Annotated in this window: 15 protein-coding genes; 12 read left to right on the top strand and 3 right to left on the bottom strand. The window is 57.1% G+C overall.

The window, feature by feature from the left end:
* Positions 1–140 precede the first annotated feature (140 nt).
* From ilvC to pssA, 3 genes are all read left to right on the top strand, one after another.
* Positions 141–1,157: a ketol-acid reductoisomerase gene (gene ilvC, locus ET418_RS02250; protein ID WP_149305942.1), complete on the top strand. Its 1,017-nt coding sequence runs from the start codon at positions 141–143 to the stop codon at positions 1,155–1,157.
* Between the two features lie 69 nt (positions 1,158–1,226).
* Positions 1,227–1,886 (top strand): phosphatidylserine decarboxylase family protein, encoded by a 660-nt coding sequence (locus ET418_RS02245; protein ID WP_149305941.1) that lies wholly within the window; start codon positions 1,227–1,229, stop codon positions 1,884–1,886.
* 16 nt (positions 1,887–1,902) lie between these two features.
* The gene (pssA, locus tag ET418_RS02240; protein ID WP_188055226.1) at positions 1,903–2,697 is read left to right on the top strand and encodes a CDP-diacylglycerol--serine O-phosphatidyltransferase; all 795 of its coding nucleotides are present in this window, start codon (positions 1,903–1,905) and stop codon (positions 2,695–2,697) included.
* 156 nt (positions 2,698–2,853) lie between these two features.
* Here pssA and ET418_RS02235 read toward each other — a convergent pair whose 3' ends face one another.
* The gene (locus tag ET418_RS02235) at positions 2,854–3,312 is read right to left on the bottom strand and encodes a metallophosphoesterase family protein (protein ID WP_218043352.1); all 459 of its coding nucleotides are present in this window, start codon (positions 3,310–3,312) and stop codon (positions 2,854–2,856) included.
* Between the two features lie 77 nt (positions 3,313–3,389).
* On the opposite strand from ET418_RS02235, the gene sppA reads away from it, so the two are divergent.
* Positions 3,390–4,277, top strand: coding sequence for a signal peptide peptidase SppA (sppA, locus tag ET418_RS02230; protein ID WP_149305939.1), 888 nt, complete (start codon positions 3,390–3,392; stop codon positions 4,275–4,277).
* Positions 4,278–4,401: 124 nt separating this feature from the next.
* Here sppA and ET418_RS02225 read toward each other — a convergent pair whose 3' ends face one another.
* Complete coding sequence (locus ET418_RS02225) at positions 4,402–5,457, bottom strand: 3-deoxy-7-phosphoheptulonate synthase (protein ID WP_149305938.1); 1,056 nt, start codon at positions 5,455–5,457, stop codon at positions 4,402–4,404.
* Positions 5,458–5,578: 121 nt separating this feature from the next.
* Between ET418_RS02225 and ET418_RS02220 the strand changes: the two genes are divergently transcribed.
* From ET418_RS02220 to rodA, 7 genes are all read left to right on the top strand, one after another.
* A complete protein-coding gene (locus ET418_RS02220; protein WP_149305937.1) occupies positions 5,579–6,205 on the top strand; it encodes a hypothetical protein in 627 nt (208 codons plus the stop codon).
* A complete protein-coding gene (gene gmhB / locus ET418_RS02215; protein ID WP_149305936.1) occupies positions 6,196–6,777 on the top strand; it encodes a D-glycero-beta-D-manno-heptose 1,7-bisphosphate 7-phosphatase in 582 nt (193 codons plus the stop codon). Before ET418_RS02220 ends, gmhB begins: the two co-directional genes overlap by 10 nt.
* Before the next feature lie 64 nt (positions 6,778–6,841).
* Positions 6,842–7,738, top strand: coding sequence for a glucose-1-phosphate thymidylyltransferase RfbA (gene rfbA, locus ET418_RS02210; protein WP_149305935.1), 897 nt, complete (start codon positions 6,842–6,844; stop codon positions 7,736–7,738).
* A 71-nt stretch (positions 7,739–7,809) separates the two neighbouring features.
* The gene (gene mreC / locus ET418_RS02205; protein WP_149305934.1) at positions 7,810–8,628 is read left to right on the top strand and encodes a rod shape-determining protein MreC; all 819 of its coding nucleotides are present in this window, start codon (positions 7,810–7,812) and stop codon (positions 8,626–8,628) included.
* A complete protein-coding gene (mreD, locus tag ET418_RS02200) occupies positions 8,621–9,109 on the top strand; it encodes a rod shape-determining protein MreD (RefSeq protein ID WP_149305933.1) in 489 nt (162 codons plus the stop codon). Before mreC ends, mreD begins: the two co-directional genes overlap by 8 nt.
* On the top strand, positions 9,106–11,028 hold the full coding sequence (mrdA, locus tag ET418_RS02195; RefSeq protein ID WP_149305932.1) for a penicillin-binding protein 2: 1,923 nt from the start codon (positions 9,106–9,108) through the stop codon (positions 11,026–11,028). Before mreD ends, mrdA begins: the two co-directional genes overlap by 4 nt.
* Complete coding sequence (rodA, locus tag ET418_RS02190) at positions 11,021–12,121, top strand: rod shape-determining protein RodA (protein ID WP_149305931.1); 1,101 nt, start codon at positions 11,021–11,023, stop codon at positions 12,119–12,121. The genes mrdA and rodA overlap by 8 nt, the downstream gene beginning before the upstream one ends.
* A 52-nt stretch (positions 12,122–12,173) precedes the next feature.
* Here the strand turns inward: rodA and ptsP are convergent, their stop codons facing one another.
* Positions 12,174–14,531: a phosphoenolpyruvate--protein phosphotransferase gene (ptsP, locus tag ET418_RS02185; protein ID WP_275937943.1), complete on the bottom strand. Its 2,358-nt coding sequence runs from the start codon at positions 14,529–14,531 to the stop codon at positions 12,174–12,176.
* A gap of 212 nt (positions 14,532–14,743) precedes the next feature.
* Here ptsP and ET418_RS02180 point away from each other — a divergent pair, with 212 nt between their 5' ends.
* Complete coding sequence (locus tag ET418_RS02180; RefSeq protein WP_149305929.1) at positions 14,744–15,541, top strand: tetratricopeptide repeat protein; 798 nt, start codon at positions 14,744–14,746, stop codon at positions 15,539–15,541.
* Positions 15,542–15,548 lie beyond the last annotated feature (7 nt).

The raw sequence follows: 15,548 nt of genomic DNA, 5'->3' as shown, positions 1-15,548 counted from the left end.
TTGTCTCGGGCTTCTGCCTGGCTTCTTTTTGTGGTAATTTATTGACAGTTGACAGGGAATGTACTATTTTCAGAACTTGTTTTATCAACGGTTTGTACCGGTTTTTCCGGAAAATTTCGTAGGAAGGATGGAACAATAGTATGAAGGTCTATTACGACAAAGATTGTAACGTAGCACTTCTGAAAAAGAAAAAAGTCGCCATCGTTGGCTATGGTTCTCAGGGGCATGCCCATGCCCTGAACCTTAAAGATTCGGGTATCGACGTACTCGTCGCTCTGAAAAAGGATTCTGCTTCCGTTAAGAAGGCCAAGGACGCCGGGTTCAAGGTTGTTACGGTTGCCGAAGCCGCCAAGGTTGCCGATGTCCTGATGATTCTGCTCCCGGACGAGATCCAGGGCGACATCTATCGCGAAGAGATCGCTCCTTATCTGAAAAAGGGCGCTTCCATCGCCTTTGGCCACGGCTTCAATATCCATTTCGGCCAGATTGTTCCCCGCGAAGACATCAACGTCTTCATGGTGGCCCCCAAGGGACCGGGACATCTGGTGCGCCATGAGTACACCAAGGGAGGCGGCGTGCCCTGTCTGATCGCGCTGCACCAGGACCCCTCCAAGAAGACCAAGGATCTGGCGCTGGCGTATGCTTCGGCCGTTGGTGGCGGTCGTTCCGGCATCATCGAGACCTCGTTCAAAGAGGAAACCGAGACCGACCTGTTCGGCGAGCAGGCAGTGCTGTGCGGCGGCATTGCCGCCCTGATCCAGGCTGGATTCGAGACCTTGGTGGAGGCAGGCTACGCCCCGGAGATGGCATACTTCGAATGCCTGCACGAAACCAAGCTGATCGTTGACCTGATCTATGAAGGCGGCATCGCCAACATGCGCTACTCGGTCTCCAATACCGCCGAATATGGCGACTTGACCCGCGGTCCGCGCGTCGTCAACGCCGAAACCAAGAAGGAAATGAAGAAAATCCTCGACGAAATCCAGAACGGAGAATTCTGCAAGGAATGGATGCTGGAGAATAAGGTCAACAAGCCGACCTTCAGCGCCCTGCGCCGTCGCGGTTCCGAACACCAGATCGAGCAGGTCGGTGCCAAGCTGCGTGCCCTGATGCCTTGGATCGGCAAGAACAAGATCGTTGACAAAACCAAAAACTAGAATAATTCTACGCATTCGACACCCCTTTGCCCGTTGGGAGAGGGGTGTCTGCGTGTTCAGGCAGGTTGCATGAATAAATCGACCCCATTTGCCAGAGAAGGTTATCCCTTCATCGCTTGTTCCGCCGGATTGACGCTTCTTTTGGCCGTGGCCGCCTGGAAATGGTGTTCCCTGGTGCTGGCCGCTTCTGCTGCGCTGTTCTGCGTAGCGACCCTGTTCATCCTCTACTTCTTTCGTAATCCTGAGCGCACACCGCCCATTGACGGGCACGCGGTAGTGGCCCCTGCCGACGGGACGGTGATCGTGGCGGAGTGCGTCCCCGAGACGCCACTCGGCATCCCGGCGCTCAAGATCAGTATCTTCATGTCGGTCTTCAATGTGCACGTCAACCGCGTCCCCTTCGACGGCACGGTAGTGGACACATTTTACCATCGCGGCAAGTTCTTTGATGCCCGTGACGGCCGGGCCTCCTTCGAAAACGAGCGCAACGGCATCGTCCTGGAAACCTCCGGCGGTGTTCGGCTGGCTTTTGTGCAGATTGCCGGCCTGGTTGCGCGGCGGATCGTGTGCTACGCCCGGACCGGAGACGCGCTGAAACGGGGAGAACGTTACGGACTGATCCGCTTCGGGTCGAGGGTGGATGTGTACCTGCCGGTTGACGTACAACCGCTTGTAAAGCTTGGAGATGTAACCGTGGCGGGCGAAACCGTGCTGGGGCGTCTCGCATAGGCGGAGAAAGCGTGGCATGAACTCTGAACTGAATGAAAAAAAGGCCGAAAGAGCCGAAAATATTAAAAAAGGTATCTATATCCTGCCCAACCTGTTTACGACCGGGAGCATGTTTGCCGGTTTCTACAGCATGGTGGCCAGCCTCAACGGCAATTTCGATGTCGCTGCGCTCTGGATCTTTGCCTCTGCCGTCTTTGACGGATTGGACGGCAAGGTGGCCCGCCTGACCGGAACGACCAGCAAGTTTGGCGTCGAGTACGACTCCCTGGCCGACCTGGTGTCGTTTGGGGTGACCCCGGGGTTGATGATGTATGCCTGGGCGCTCAAACCGTTCGGCCGTCTCGGTTGGCTGGCGGCGTTCCTGTTTGTGGTCTGCGGCGCGCTGCGCCTGGCGCGTTTCAACGTTCAGGTCAATACGGTGGAGAGCAAACGTTTCGTGGGGTTGCCCATCCCGGCGGCAGCCAGCATGGTGGCCGCAACCGTCCTTCTGTTCCATCATTTCGGCTGGCCAAGCACGTACAAGCGGTTGGCTATTCTCGTCCTGATCTACCTTCTTGCCTTCCTGATGGTGTCGGGATTCCGCTACTACTCATTCAAGGATCCGGCGCTGATCAAGCGGCAGCCCTTCGGTTTCCTGCTTCTGGCCGTGGTGCTGCTGATCGTTGTGGCCGCTGAACCGGCGGCGATGACCTTTGGCATTATGCTCGCGTATGTGGTGTCCGGCCCATTGGGGTTTGTGGTCGGATGGCCGCGCCGCCGCCGTTTGGAAAAGGCGGTGCATAAGGGGCATGGAGCGGCTGCCGGACGCTAGCAGGTTGTTGAAAAACAGCCATCTCGCCGCCATTCCTCGAAGGCCCTTTGTGCGGCGTAGCGCTGCTACGCCTCCGCAGGGCCTTTTGCGGGTGCGACGATCTGACTATTTTGAACAACCTGAGTTTTTCAATAGCCTGTCAGGGAATACAGGGGGTCAGGGGATGTCGTGCAGGCGGGCGTTGATGGACTCTTCCGAGATTTCGATGGTGGCGAACGTCTTGTTGGCCGATGTCCGCGTCAGCGTGCCGGGATTGAGGAACAGGATGCCGGATGTGGTGATGCAGGTGGCGCGATGACTGTGACCGAACAGCACTACGTGGGCGCAAACCTCGACCGCCCGTTGTTTCAGTCTTTCCAACCCACCCTTGACCCCGTAAGCGTCTCCATGCACCAGCAAAACACGTTTGCCCTCACATTCCCACAGCACCTCCCGCGGCACCGTGGCGTCGTGGTCGCAATTGCCGGAAACGGCAATGACGTCAAGATGCATCAGGTTGCGAAGCAGGTTTGCGTCCTCGATGCCGTCCCCGAGATGGATGACGGCGTCCACAGGCTGCGTCAGGCTGTGGGCCTGCAGGGCAGGGACAAAATTGCCGTGGGTATCGGACACCACCAATACTTTCATAGTGATAGTGTAGCAGAAGTCGGGGTGTCATGGCACCCTAAAATTGTCGACCCGGGTGGCCTTGCATGATAAAGAAAATTGCCGTGATCTTCCTTGCCGCCGTGGCCGCCTTCCTGATCCTCTTTGCCGGCTCCCTGTTGATTGCCAAGGTGATAATCGGGGGAATGGATACCAAGCTGGCGGACAAGGAGGGCGTCGGCCTGCTGGAGGTCCGGGGGATGATCCTCGACTCCAAGGACACGATCCGCCAGCTGCGCTATTTCCTCAAACAGGAAAACATCAAGGCCGTGGTGCTGCGGGTTGATTCACCCGGCGGGGTGGTGGCGCCGTCTCAGGAGATCTACGAAGAGGTCAAAAAGTTTGCCGCCAAGAAGAAGATCATCGTTTCCATGGGGAGCCTGGCCGCCTCGGGCGGTTACTACATCTCCGCTCCGGCCACGCTGATCTACGCCAACCCCGGCACCATCACCGCCAGTATCGGCGTGATCCTCAAACTTTCCAATATCGAAACGCTGATGGACAAGATCGGCATCAAGTCCTATACACTCAAAACCGGTAAGTTCAAGGATTCCGGCTCGCCGCTGCGGGAGCTTTCAACGGAAGACCGTGCCATGCTCCAGGCGGTCATCGACAATACCCATGAGCAATTTGTCCGGGCGGTGGCCGCCGGGCGCAAATTGCCGCTTGAAGATGTGCGTAGGATTGCAGACGGCCGCATCCTCTCCGGCGAACAGGCCAAGGGACTGAAGCTGGTTGATCGGCTGGGAACCCTCCAGGACGCCATTGATGAGGCTGGTCGCCTGGCCGGCATCACCGGCGATCCCGAGGTTATTCACGCTCCCAAGAAAAAGATCGACTACCTGGATGTGTTGGCTGACGGTATGGAAGGTAAATTCAGCGGCACTCTGAGGAATGCCGCCGGTGGGATGCGCTTGATGTACGAAGCGGAGTAGGGGAGAGGCGTGAATCGTGAGTCGTGAATAGTGAATAGTGAATAGTGAAAAAAACGCTTTTTGCCGCTCGGCTTTTAACCATTCACCATTCACATTTCACGATTCACATTTTGCATTTCACCATTCACCTTTTCGCCTTACGCAGCCGGTCGTGGGCGGCGAGAATGATCCTTTCGGTAGTGGACCAGTCAATACAGGCATCGGTGATGGAAACGCCGTATTTCAACTGGCTGGGATCGACAGGGATTTTCTGGCTGCCGGCCTCCAGATTGCTTTCGATCATGACGCCGGAGATGGAGCTGTTGCCGTCCATAACCTGCTGGATGACGCTTTCCAGAACCTCCGGCTGTTTCTGGTAATCCTTGTTGGAGTTGCCGTGGCTGCAGTCCACCATGATGGTGGGGAACAGCCCGTTCTTTTTGAGGCTCTCTTCGGTGGCGGCGATATCTTCCGGGGTGTAGTTGACCTTGCGGGAGCCGCCCCGCAAAACGATGTGGACGTCCGGGTTGCCGCTGGTCTGGATGATGGAGGTCCGCCCCTCGCGGTTGATGCCCAGGAAGCTGTGGGGGTGCTGAACCGCCTTCATGGCGTCCATGGCGATCTGCAGATTGCCGTCGGTGCCGTTTTTGAAGCCGACCGGAAACGAGAGGCCGCTTGACATCTCCCGGTGGGTCTGGGACTCGGTTGTCCGGGCCCCGATGGCGCCCCAGCTGATCATGTCGGCCAGGTATTCGGGCGTAATAGGGTCCAGCATCTCGGTGGCCACCGGCACGTTCAGGGATGTGATCTTCAGAAGCAGGCCACGGGCGATGCCGAGCCCCTTGGAAATCAGGTGGCTGTGGTCCATATCCGGGTCATTGATCAGCCCTTTCCACCCGATGGTGGTGCGCGGCTTTTCGAAATAGGTCCTCATGACCAGGAGCAGGTGATCTTCAACCTTGCGGGACAGCAGTGCCAGGCGTTTGGCGTATTCAACGGCGGCCAGGGGATCATGGATCGAACAGGGGCCGACCACCATCATCAGGCGCCGGTCCCGGCGATGGATGATCTCCTTGACGCGTTCGCGACTCGTGTTGACGAACTCGCGGTCGCGGTCGGAGAGCGGAAAGACCTGCCGCAGTTCTGAGGGAGCGATGACAGGCGTTATGGCGGTGATCTTGAGGTTGTTGGTCTTAATCATGATGTGTTCCGCCTTGTTCGAAAAATGTACTCACAGCTTGTGCAAAATAGAATGATTAGCCTTGGTTTGTCAAATAGTTGTTTACACCACTTTCATGCCGTGTCCCCAAGGAGGGGCTGCTATGTTCTCAAGTGACGTTGCCATCCAATTCCTGACCATCGGTGGAGTGGCTATTGCCATTATTGTGGCAGTCGCCTGGTCCACCAAGTCGGTTATCGTGCACGAAATCAACAAACGGCACGACCTGTTCAAACAACAACTCCATCTGGATGTCACCCATACGCTCGACCAGTTCAGAAACGCCCTGACCGAGGAAAAGATGATCTTCGGCGCCATGCAGGACAGCAGGTCGGATTCCCTGGTTCAATTATACGGTATCATGATAGACATCGGGAAAAACGGCCGGATGCTTTCCAGAACGGGGCAGAGCAATCTCGCGGCGGTCGTCTCCCTTGCCCAGAACTTCCTGACATCCATCCAGGAATTCTTCGATGTCTACCAGAAGAGCGGCATCTATTTCAGCGACGAATTCTGCTCCGCCATGAATGCCTTCATGGCAGAGGATGAAGGTATTGTTGCGGAAATCACCGCCACGGTCGGCACCCCTGCCGCCATTTTCCAAGATGAACAAAAGAAGATTGCGGATATCCAACGATCCTGGAGCACGTTTGAAATGCGAATTCCTGTCATGATTGCGGAAATGAAGAAGGAGTTTCGCCGCTTGGTGGGCGGTTCGAAATGGTTTTAGGCGTCGGCGCTCAGAAACGGGCCGTCTTCGTGGACCGGGATGGCACCATCAATGTGGAGAAGGACTACCTCTACCGGATCGAGGATTTCGAGTTTATCCCGGGGGCGCCGGAGGCGATCAGGCTTTTGAACGAGGCCGGTTTTCTGGTGGTGGTCGTTACGAACCAGTCCGGTGTCGCCCGGGGATATTACACCGAAGAGGATGTTGAAATCCTGCACCGTCATATTGCCGTCGAACTCGGCAAAGCAGGTGCGCGGGTGGACGCGTGGCAGTACTGCCCCCACCATCCGGCGGGCCGGGGAAGTTACTCGCTCCCCTGCCGGTGCCGCAAGCCCTTGCCGGGCATGCTTATGGAGGCGGCGCGCCGTCATAACATCGACCTTGCGGCGTCGGTCATGATCGGCGACAAACTGGCCGATATGAAGGCCGGGATTGCTGCCGGCTGCCGCACAATCCTGGTGCGAAGCGGCTACGGCGCCTCCGATGAGGCGCGGGTCTTGCCGGAGACCTCGGTGTGTGACGACCTGCTGGCTGCTGTTCTCTCCCTGGTACCCAAGTGTGATGAGGTTTGACAGGTTGCTGTCAGGCATGTCATAATTATTATTCACATTAAATCACCCGAAAAGGATTCCCACCATGACTCTCGGCATCACCAAAGGTATTATTCTGGCTGGTGGCGCGGGCAGCCGCCTGTTCCCGTTGACCCTGGTGGCCAGCAAGCAGCTTCAACCGGTCTACGACAAGCCAATGATCTATTATCCCCTGGCAACCCTCATGGCGGCCGGCATCAGGGATGTCCTGCTGATTTCCACGCCCCACGACATCCCCCGGTTCGAGAAACTTTTGGGTGACGGTTCCCGCTGGGGCATTACCATCACCTATAAGGTTCAGCCCGAGCCCAAGGGGATCGCCCAGGCCTTCCTGGTCGGAGAGGAATTCATTGACCGCAAGCCGGTATGCCTGATCCTGGGGGACAACATATTCTACGGCAAGATGAACCTGGATCGTATCTTTGCGGAGTTCCAGGGAGGGGCGCGCATCTTCGGCTACCAGGTCAATGATCCCGAGCGCTACGGTGTTGTTGAGTTCGACGCATCGGGCAGGGTGCTCAGCATCGAAGAAAAACCGAAAGAGCCTAAATCCCGCTATGCGGTCCCCGGCCTCTATCTGTATGATAGCACGGTGGTGGATACGGCCAAGTCCATCGCCCCATCGCCGCGGGGAGAACTTGAAATCACCGATGTCAATACGGCCTACCTGCGACGTGGCGAGTTGACGGTGGAGCGGTTGGGGCGGGGCATCGCCTGGCTGGACACCGGCACCCACAAGAGTCTCCTGGAAGCCAGTAACTTCATCGAAACCATCGAGTCGCGTCAGGGGCTCAAGATCGCCTGTCTGGAAGAGATTGCACTGCGCCGCGGGTTCATTGATTGCGTACACATGAAGCAGATCATTGATAAAACTCCTCATTCGAGTTACCGCGACTATCTCATGCGGGTATACGGTGAAAACGAGCTCTGCGGCAGAAACTAATAACCTGCGGGAATGAAGCGGGAGACGACGGCCAGGCGGTCTGTTATTACGCCCGCATCGAGTTGACAGATATGGATTTTTTAAAAAAATACGCGCTCTTCATCCTGACGGCGGTCGCCATCCTCGCGGCCCTGATCTTCTATTCCATCAATATCCCCCACAAACGCGATGCCAACATCGTCGAGCGCGGGATCATGACCGTTTTCGAACCGATTGCAAAGCCGTTTTTCCAATTGAGTGTCTTCGGCGAGACGGTCTGGACCAATTACCTCGATCTGGTGAATGTGCGCCAGGAAAACCTGCATCTGATTCAAGAGATCAAGCTGCTTAACAGCCGTCTCATTGCCGCGGAAGAAATGGTGCTGGCAAACAAACGCCTGAGCCAACTTTTGGACGTCAAAAATTCGATCAAGGCACCAACCTTGGCCGCCAGTGTGATTGGAGAGGACCTGAGCCCCTGGTTCGGAACCCTGGTCATTGATCGCGGAAGCTCCAGCGGAATCACCGAGGGGATGGCCGTGGTGGCGGCTGACGGTATTGTGGGCCAGATTGTCAAGGTAGCCCCTTCCAGCTCCCGAGTACTGCTCTTGACCGATCATTCCAGTGGCATTGCCGCCACCATTCAGCGGTCACGTGCCAGGGGCGTGGTCAAGGGTAAGGGGGACGGGCTCTGCCAACTTGAGTTCGCTACCCGCGGAGAAGATGTCAAGGTCGGAGACATGGTTGTTTCATCCGGCATCGGGGGGGTGTTCCTCAAGGGGTTGCCGATCGGCGAGGTGACCATGGTGAAGCGCGGGGAATATGGGATTTTCCAGACTGTAACCATCCGTCCCACCGTGAATATCACCCACCTGGAGGATGTGCTCGTGGTGGTGAACACTCATGACTAAGGTGGGGGGAGCGCTGATCGTTATCGTGTCGGCTGTGATACTGCAGTCATCGGTGCTGCCGGTTCATATCGCTTCGCCCTTTAAGCCGGATCTGTTGCTGATCATTGTGGTCTACCTGGCTTTGCGTGGCTCGTTCCAGGCGGGAGCCCCCCTGTCCTGGGGACTGGGGATTGTCAAGGACGTATTCAGCGGGATTTATCTGGGGCTTAATGCCTTCAGTTTTCTCCTCATCTTCCTGGTTATCAAGAATATCTCCGACCGGCTCTACACCGAGAGCGCGCCGCTTTTCGTGATAACCGCCAGCGTGGCCACCTTGAGTTGCGTCGCCATAAATCTTCTCCTCCTGGTCATGTTCACCGCGTCACCCGGCATTGCCTACTCAATGGGCCTCGGTTTGCTGCCCCATCTTTTGGTGAATGCCTTTGTCGCCTCCCTTGTCCCCCTTATTCCCGGTTTCGACCGCCCGCTGGAAACACCATGAAAGAACAACGTTTTATCCGCGAGATCTCGGAGTCCAAGAGACGAATTCTGATCCTTTCCTTTGTGGTGGGCGGCATCTTTTTCCTGCTGCTGCTGCGTCTATGGCATCTTCAGATCCTGAGCGTCGATGATTACCGTAACATGTCGGAAAACAACCGCCTGCGTTTCGTACCGGTAGCCGCATCCCGCGGGGCCATCATGGACCGCAACGGTACGGTGCTGGTGAGCAACCAACCGTCATTCAGCCTGGCGGTTGTGCCCCAGGAGGTCGAGAACAAGGACGAATTGCTCGATCGCCTTACAACGCTGCTCGGCATGGACCGCGCCGAACTGAGCGAACGATGGGAGAAAGGGAAGGGGCGGGCCAAGTATTACCCGATCATTCTCGCGTCGAATATCAGCCGCGACCAGGTGGAGATCGTGGAGGAAAACCATCTGCGTCTGCCGGGTGTCGAGATCGAGATGAAGCCGGTGCGGGAGTATGCCAGCGGCGTACTGGCGGCCCATTTATTGGGGTATATCGGCGAGATTTCTGAGGATGAACTGAGCGCCAAAGGGTTCGAAGAGTACAATCCCGGCGATTATCTCGGCAAGAACGGCATCGAACGGAGTTGGGAAAAGGAACTGCACGGCAACGACGGTGGCCGGCAGTTGGAGGTGGATGCGCGTGGCCGGGTTTTACGGACCATTTCCGAGTCCTACCCCACGGTCGGCAACAGTGTGGTGCTGACCATCGATGCGCGTATCCAGAAACAGGCGGAAATGGCCTTTGGAGACCAGGCCGGAGCGGCCGTCGCCATGGACGTGAACACCGGCGAGGTTCTGGCCTTTGTCAGCAATCCCGGATTCGACCCTGCGCTGTTCAGCGGGAAGATGCCAGCGGATGTCTGGAAGGAATACCTGGATGACAAGCGCCACCCCCTTGAAAATAAGGCGCTGACCGGACAGTATCCTCCCGGTTCCACCTTCAAGGTCATCACCGCGCTGGCAGGCCTGGAGGATGGTAAGATCGACGAGAATACCACCGTGAATTGCAACGGCTCCTATGAGCTGGGGACCTCGACCTTCAAATGCTGGAACAAGCATGGGCACGGCGTCACCAACCTTAAAAAGTCGCTGCGCGAGTCGTGCGACGTCTATTTTTACCAGTTAGGTGAGCGGTTGGGGGTAGACCGTATCGCCGCCATGGCGAAGCGGTTCATGCTCGGCTCGCCCATGGGCATCGGCCTGGCCCACGAAAAGGCGGGGCTCATCCCCACCGCCGAATGGAAGCTGAAACGCTTCGGCAAACGCTGGTTACACGGCGAGACCGTGCCGGTCTCCATTGGCCAGGGATATGTGTTGATGACGCCGATCCAGCTGGTCTCCATGATCGCTACGGTGGCCAACGAGGGCAATGTGTACCGTCCCTACCTGGTGAAGCGTATCGTCGATGCCGACGGTAAACCGCTCAGGGAGTTCAAGTCGGAATTGATGGGTACGACCGGCATCTCGGCGGATAAATTCAAGCTGGTCAAACAGGGGCTGTTCGCCGTGGTGAACGAGCCCGGGGGAACCGGTGCCGCGGCGCGGCTCTCTGATGTGCATGTGGCTGGCAAAACCGGTTCTTCACAAGTGGTCAAGTTGCGCGACAGCAAGCAGGCGACGCCGTACCAATATAGGGACCACGCCCTGTTTGTGGGCTTTGCCCCCTATGAAAAGCCGGAAATCGCCGTGGCGGTGATCGTGGAGCATGGCGAGCACGGCGGTTCGGCGGCAGCGCCCATTGCAGGCCGTATCCTGCGGGCTTGGTTCGATAGTAAGAAACCGCCCAAAAAGGAGCCGGTACGCCTAAAGAGCAAGGGGGACGAGGGTACTGACGACGAACCGGAGCCGCCCGCCAAACAACAGGGCGTGAATGAGGAAAAAGCCGATGATTGACCGCCGTCTGCTGACAAATATCGACTGGATGTTGATCGGCTTGGTGACCGCGATCTGCCTGTTGGGCATCATGAATATCTACAGCGCCACAACGCCCTACAAGATCGTCGGCGCTCCCTATTACCTCAAGCAATTCTACTGGGTGCTGTTCGGGTTGCTGGTCGTTACGGTCATCTGCAGTTTTGATTATCATATCCTGGAGGATTTTTCCTACTGGTTTTACGGATTTCTGATCATCCTCCTCGTGGCCGTGCTGGTGGTGGGGCGTCGTTCCATGGGAGCGACACGGTGGCTGAGCCTCGGTTTTTTCAATGTCCAGCCGTCTGAATTGATGAAGGTCGTCATCATTGCCACGTTCGCCAAGTATTTCACGAATGTGCAGACGGTAAACGGCTTGAGCGTCAAGGATGTGCTCTTCCCGCTCGGTATTTTGGCGGTGCCGGTTCTTCTGATCATGAAACAGCCCGACCTGGGGACCGCTGTTCTGGTCCTCCTGATCGCCCTTTCCCTGGCGGTCTATGTGGGGCTCAGATGGTCGACGGTGGTCACCTTTGCCCTGGTGATGGTGCCGATGCTCTGGCTGGGATGGGCAAAGTTGCTGCGACCGTACCAGAAAAATCGGATCCTCGATTTTCTAAACCCGGAGCGTTCACGCCTGGGAAGCGGCTACCACATAATCCAGAGTAAGATTGCCGTCGGTTCCGGCGGCGTCTTCGGCAAGGGGTTCGTCAAAGGCACCCAGTCCCAGTTACGCTTTTTGCCGGAGCAGCATACGGATTTCGCCTTTTCGGTATTTGCCGAAGAGTGGGGCTTTATCGGCTGCCTGGTGCTGATCGTTCTGTATCTCATCCTGGTACTGTGGGGGCTCAACATCGCCCGGCGCTGCAACGACCGGTTCGGCAGTTTACTGGCGGTGGGAGTGACGGCCATGCTCTTCTGGCATATCGTCATCAATATGGGGATGGTGATCGGCCTGTTTCCGGTGGTGGGGGTGCCGTTACCGTTTTTCTCCTATGGCGGTACGTCCATGATTACCTCCATGGTGGGGATCGGCATTCTGCAGAATATCAGCATGCGGCGGTTCATGTTCTAATCCGGCCGAAGGGCGGGGGAGGGGTCCTGTGCGGGACTGACCGCACAGGACATCAGACAAGCAGCTTCTTGCGTGCTTCGTCCAGCTTCCTTCTGATATCGACGCTGCTGGCACAGGCAAGGACCTGGCGTGCCAGGGTGCGGCACTCGGGGATGCTGTGGGAGCGAATGGCCTGCTTGACCACCGGGATGCTGGGGGCCGAGAGGCTGAATTCACGGATGCCCATGCCTACCATGAGCAGGACGTTGATCGGTTCGGTAGCCATTTCACCGCAGACGGATGCCTTTTTGCCGGCCTTTGTCGCCGCATCGGCCACCCGCTTGATGGATTGAAGCACCGCCGGGTGGTATGGGTCGTAATACTGCTTCACCCGGGGATTGTTCCGATCGGCGGCCAATGTGTACTGAATCAGGTCGTTGGTGCCGATGCTGACGTAATCGACTTCCTTGAGCAGATGGTCGATGATCTGGACGGCAGCCGGTATTTCGATCATGATCCCCAGCGGGATATCCTTGCGCAGTTCGTGCCCCTCCAACTCCAGCTCTTCCCTCACCGAGGCGAGTATCTCCTTCACCTGCCGGATTTCATCCACCGAGGAAATCAACGGAAACATGATGCTGGGGGTGCCGGCGGGGGATGAAAGCAGGATTCCGGCCAACTGCTCCCGGAAGATGTCCTGCCGTTCCAGGGAGACGCGGATGGAGCGCCACCCCAGGAAGGGATTCTCTTCGTGGGGGCAGCTAAAGTACGGCAGAGCCTTGTCGCCGCCGATATCCAGGGTGCGAATGTTGACCAATTGCCCGGAGAACGCCTCCAAAATTTTGCGATAGACGGCCGCCTGCTGATGGCGGTCGGGAAAGGCGCTGCGCGTCATGTACGGGAATTCGGTGCGGTAGAGGCCGACCCCCTCGGCGCCGTGCATATTGGCGACCCTGACGTCGGAAACCAGGCCGATATTGGCATTCAGGACAATGGTGACGTTGTCGCGGGTCACCGCCGGCAGCCCCCGCAGACCTTCCAGCTCTCTCTGGCGTCCGGCATGGTCCCGCTCAAGCCGCTCGTACTCCCTCTTGATAGCTCCATCTGGGTTGATGTAGATATGGCCGGAGGTGCCGTCCACAATGATCTCGTCCTTGACGTTGGAGGCGTCCATGAGCCCCGATATTCCCAGAACAGCCGGAATACCCAGGGATTTTGCCATGATGGCGACATGTGAGTACATGTTGCCCTTCTCGGCCACAATACCGAGAATCTTGTCGTGGTCCAACATGGCAAGGTCCGAAGGGAAGATCTCATCCGTTGCCAGGACCCGTTTCTCCTTCAGGGTCACCGCCGTTTTGTCGTTCCCCTCCAGACAGTCGATCAGGCGCCGCCCGATGTCTTCCATATCCGCCGACCGTTCACGCAGATAAGGATCTTCCATAGCTGAGAAGGCCTGCACGTAATGATGGACAACCTCGTGCACGGCACGGGTTGCTCCCATCCCCTGATCGATCAGATCGCAGACCTTGCTGGAAAATCCCCGGTCCTCGAGGATCATCAGATGGGTGTGGAAGATCGCGGCGTCACCTTCGGAAAGGGTTTCGCTGACCCGCTTCTCCATGTAGAGGGTCTGTATCTTCACCTTTTCCAGGGCCAGGCTGAGTTTGTGGTGTTCATCGGCCTTGGTGCCGACCTTGGCCACCTTGATGACCTTGTCGTTGAAACGGTCGAGGATATAGACCTTGCCGCGGCAGAATCCCGCCGAAACGGCACTGCCGGCCAGCATGCGCGGCGGAGAGGATACCTTTTTGTCGGTTTTTTTCACGGCCGGTGGTTCGCTGATAGCGTCGCCGTTCATTATTTTGGCCAGTTCCTGTTCAAACCACGCGCGTTCCTGCTCGGTGCGCTGGATGGAATCGAGCAGGCGGGCGTTATGCACGATGCTGCTGATCTGGAAGGTGATGGTGCGCAGGGCGCTGATCTCGTCTTCGCTGAAATCACGGGCCTCGCGGGTTTGGATAACGATGACGCCGATGGGCGTCTTGCGCTCGAAGAGCGGCAAGCCGAGAAACGAGAGGAAGTTTTCCTCTTTGGACCCCTTGAAGTACTTATAGCGGGGATGGGCTGGGGCGTTATCGGTCATGACCATGCCGCGGCTCTCGAACGTGAGGCCGGTGAGCCCCTCGTGGACCTTCATGGAAACGCGGTTGACCGATGCCTTGGAGAGGCCCTTGCTGGCCTTCAACACTAGGGTTTCGCCATCCTGCTCCAGAAGGTAGATTGAACAGACATCCGTGCCCATGCGTCTGGCCACGATAGTAACGATATTGTCCAAGGTTTCATGCAGGTCATGGGAATGGAGAATGATTGCGCTGATATCTTCCAGCGTGCGCAGGCCGATTGAGTGATGGCTCTCTTTCATGAACATCTCCGGTGCAAAAATATCTCCAAATAATAGATTATTTTGCGTACGAAGTAAAAGTCTTTAAAAATCCTGTTTGGCAAAATCGAACTATGGTACGGTATACAGGGCAGGGAACTCACTTCGGATCGCTATCCCATTAATTTTGTGGAAACATGGTGAACAGTTCTGATATCTTGCCAGTATCTGTTACCATCCATGCATTACAGGAGACACCCATGCCCGATAAACTTCTTCATGAGCTTTTGCGTAAAGGTATTGATCTCCTTGAGTCGGGAGATGCGCCGGGGGCGGTCGCCGTTCTGGAGGAGTACCGAAAGGCGTATCCCGATGACCCTGACGGCTGGTTTTGTTGTGGGGACGCCCTGGCTGAGGGGGGGAGCCTGGACGACGCCATCGCCAGCTACCGCGAGGGGCTGAAGCGTGTGCCGGACGACCCGGATGCGCTGACAACCCTGGGGGACCTTTATTTCGAGGCCGCCCGGCCCCATGAAGCCATTGCCAGCTACCAACGCGTGCTGGAGTTGGACCCGAAGGATGCGGATGCACTGGTCAGCATCGGCTTGGTCTACAACAGCCAGGAACGTGGCGACGATGCCATCCGTGCCTATCACCAGGCCCTCGAACTGGAACCGGACAATGTTTTTGCCTGGAATGCCCTGGGCGACGCCCTCTATGGGCAGGGGGACACTGAAGGCGCTGTGGAAGCGTACCGAAAAGGGATCGAGATCGACCCCGACGATCCCGCCGTTCACTACAACCTGGGAGAATTATATTACGACGTGGAAGAGTTGGAAGCGGCCGAAGAGGAGTGCCGCGAGGCCGTGCGGCTGGACCCCTGCTTCAGTATGGCCTACCTGACCTTGGGCGGAATCTGCATGGATCAGGAACGGACCCGGGATGCCGTGCACTATTTCGAACAGTATCTCACGTGCGAAAAATCTTCTCAGGCTGAGGAAATGGTCGCCGAGGTAAAGGCGGTGGTCGAAGGGCTGAAGGATGAACTGAAGGAGTGAGATCGTA

Source organism: Oryzomonas rubra, assembly GCF_008369015.1.
Taxonomy (GTDB): Bacteria; Desulfobacterota; Desulfuromonadia; order Geobacterales; family Pseudopelobacteraceae; genus Oryzomonas; species Oryzomonas japonica.
This window is presented reverse-complemented; position numbering and strand designations above follow the sequence as displayed.

Excerpts from the sequence above, each read along its gene's own strand:
- ilvC (WP_149305942.1), top strand. The coding sequence starts at position 141 with ATGAAGGTCTATTACGACAAAGATTGTAACGTAGCACTTCTGAAAAAG.
- ET418_RS02245 (WP_149305941.1), top strand. The coding sequence starts at position 1,227 with ATGAATAAATCGACCCCATTTGCCAGAGAAGGTTATCCCTTCATCGCT.
- pssA (WP_188055226.1), top strand. The coding sequence starts at position 1,903 with ATGAACTCTGAACTGAATGAAAAAAAGGCCGAAAGAGCCGAAAATATT.
- sppA (WP_149305939.1), top strand. The coding sequence starts at position 3,390 with ATGATAAAGAAAATTGCCGTGATCTTCCTTGCCGCCGTGGCCGCCTTC.
- ET418_RS02225 (WP_149305938.1), bottom strand. The coding sequence starts at position 5,457 with ATGATTAAGACCAACAACCTCAAGATCACCGCCATAACGCCTGTCATC.
- ET418_RS02220 (WP_149305937.1), top strand. The coding sequence starts at position 5,579 with ATGTTCTCAAGTGACGTTGCCATCCAATTCCTGACCATCGGTGGAGTG.
- gmhB (WP_149305936.1), top strand. The coding sequence starts at position 6,196 with ATGGTTTTAGGCGTCGGCGCTCAGAAACGGGCCGTCTTCGTGGACCGG.
- rfbA (WP_149305935.1), top strand. The coding sequence starts at position 6,842 with ATGACTCTCGGCATCACCAAAGGTATTATTCTGGCTGGTGGCGCGGGC.
- mreC (WP_149305934.1), top strand. The coding sequence starts at position 7,810 with ATGGATTTTTTAAAAAAATACGCGCTCTTCATCCTGACGGCGGTCGCC.
- mreD (WP_149305933.1), top strand. The coding sequence starts at position 8,621 with ATGACTAAGGTGGGGGGAGCGCTGATCGTTATCGTGTCGGCTGTGATA.
- mrdA (WP_149305932.1), top strand. The coding sequence starts at position 9,106 with ATGAAAGAACAACGTTTTATCCGCGAGATCTCGGAGTCCAAGAGACGA.
- rodA (WP_149305931.1), top strand. The coding sequence starts at position 11,021 with ATGATTGACCGCCGTCTGCTGACAAATATCGACTGGATGTTGATCGGC.
- ptsP (WP_275937943.1), bottom strand. The coding sequence starts at position 14,531 with ATGTTCATGAAAGAGAGCCATCACTCAATCGGCCTGCGCACGCTGGAA.
- ET418_RS02180 (WP_149305929.1), top strand. The coding sequence starts at position 14,744 with ATGCCCGATAAACTTCTTCATGAGCTTTTGCGTAAAGGTATTGATCTC.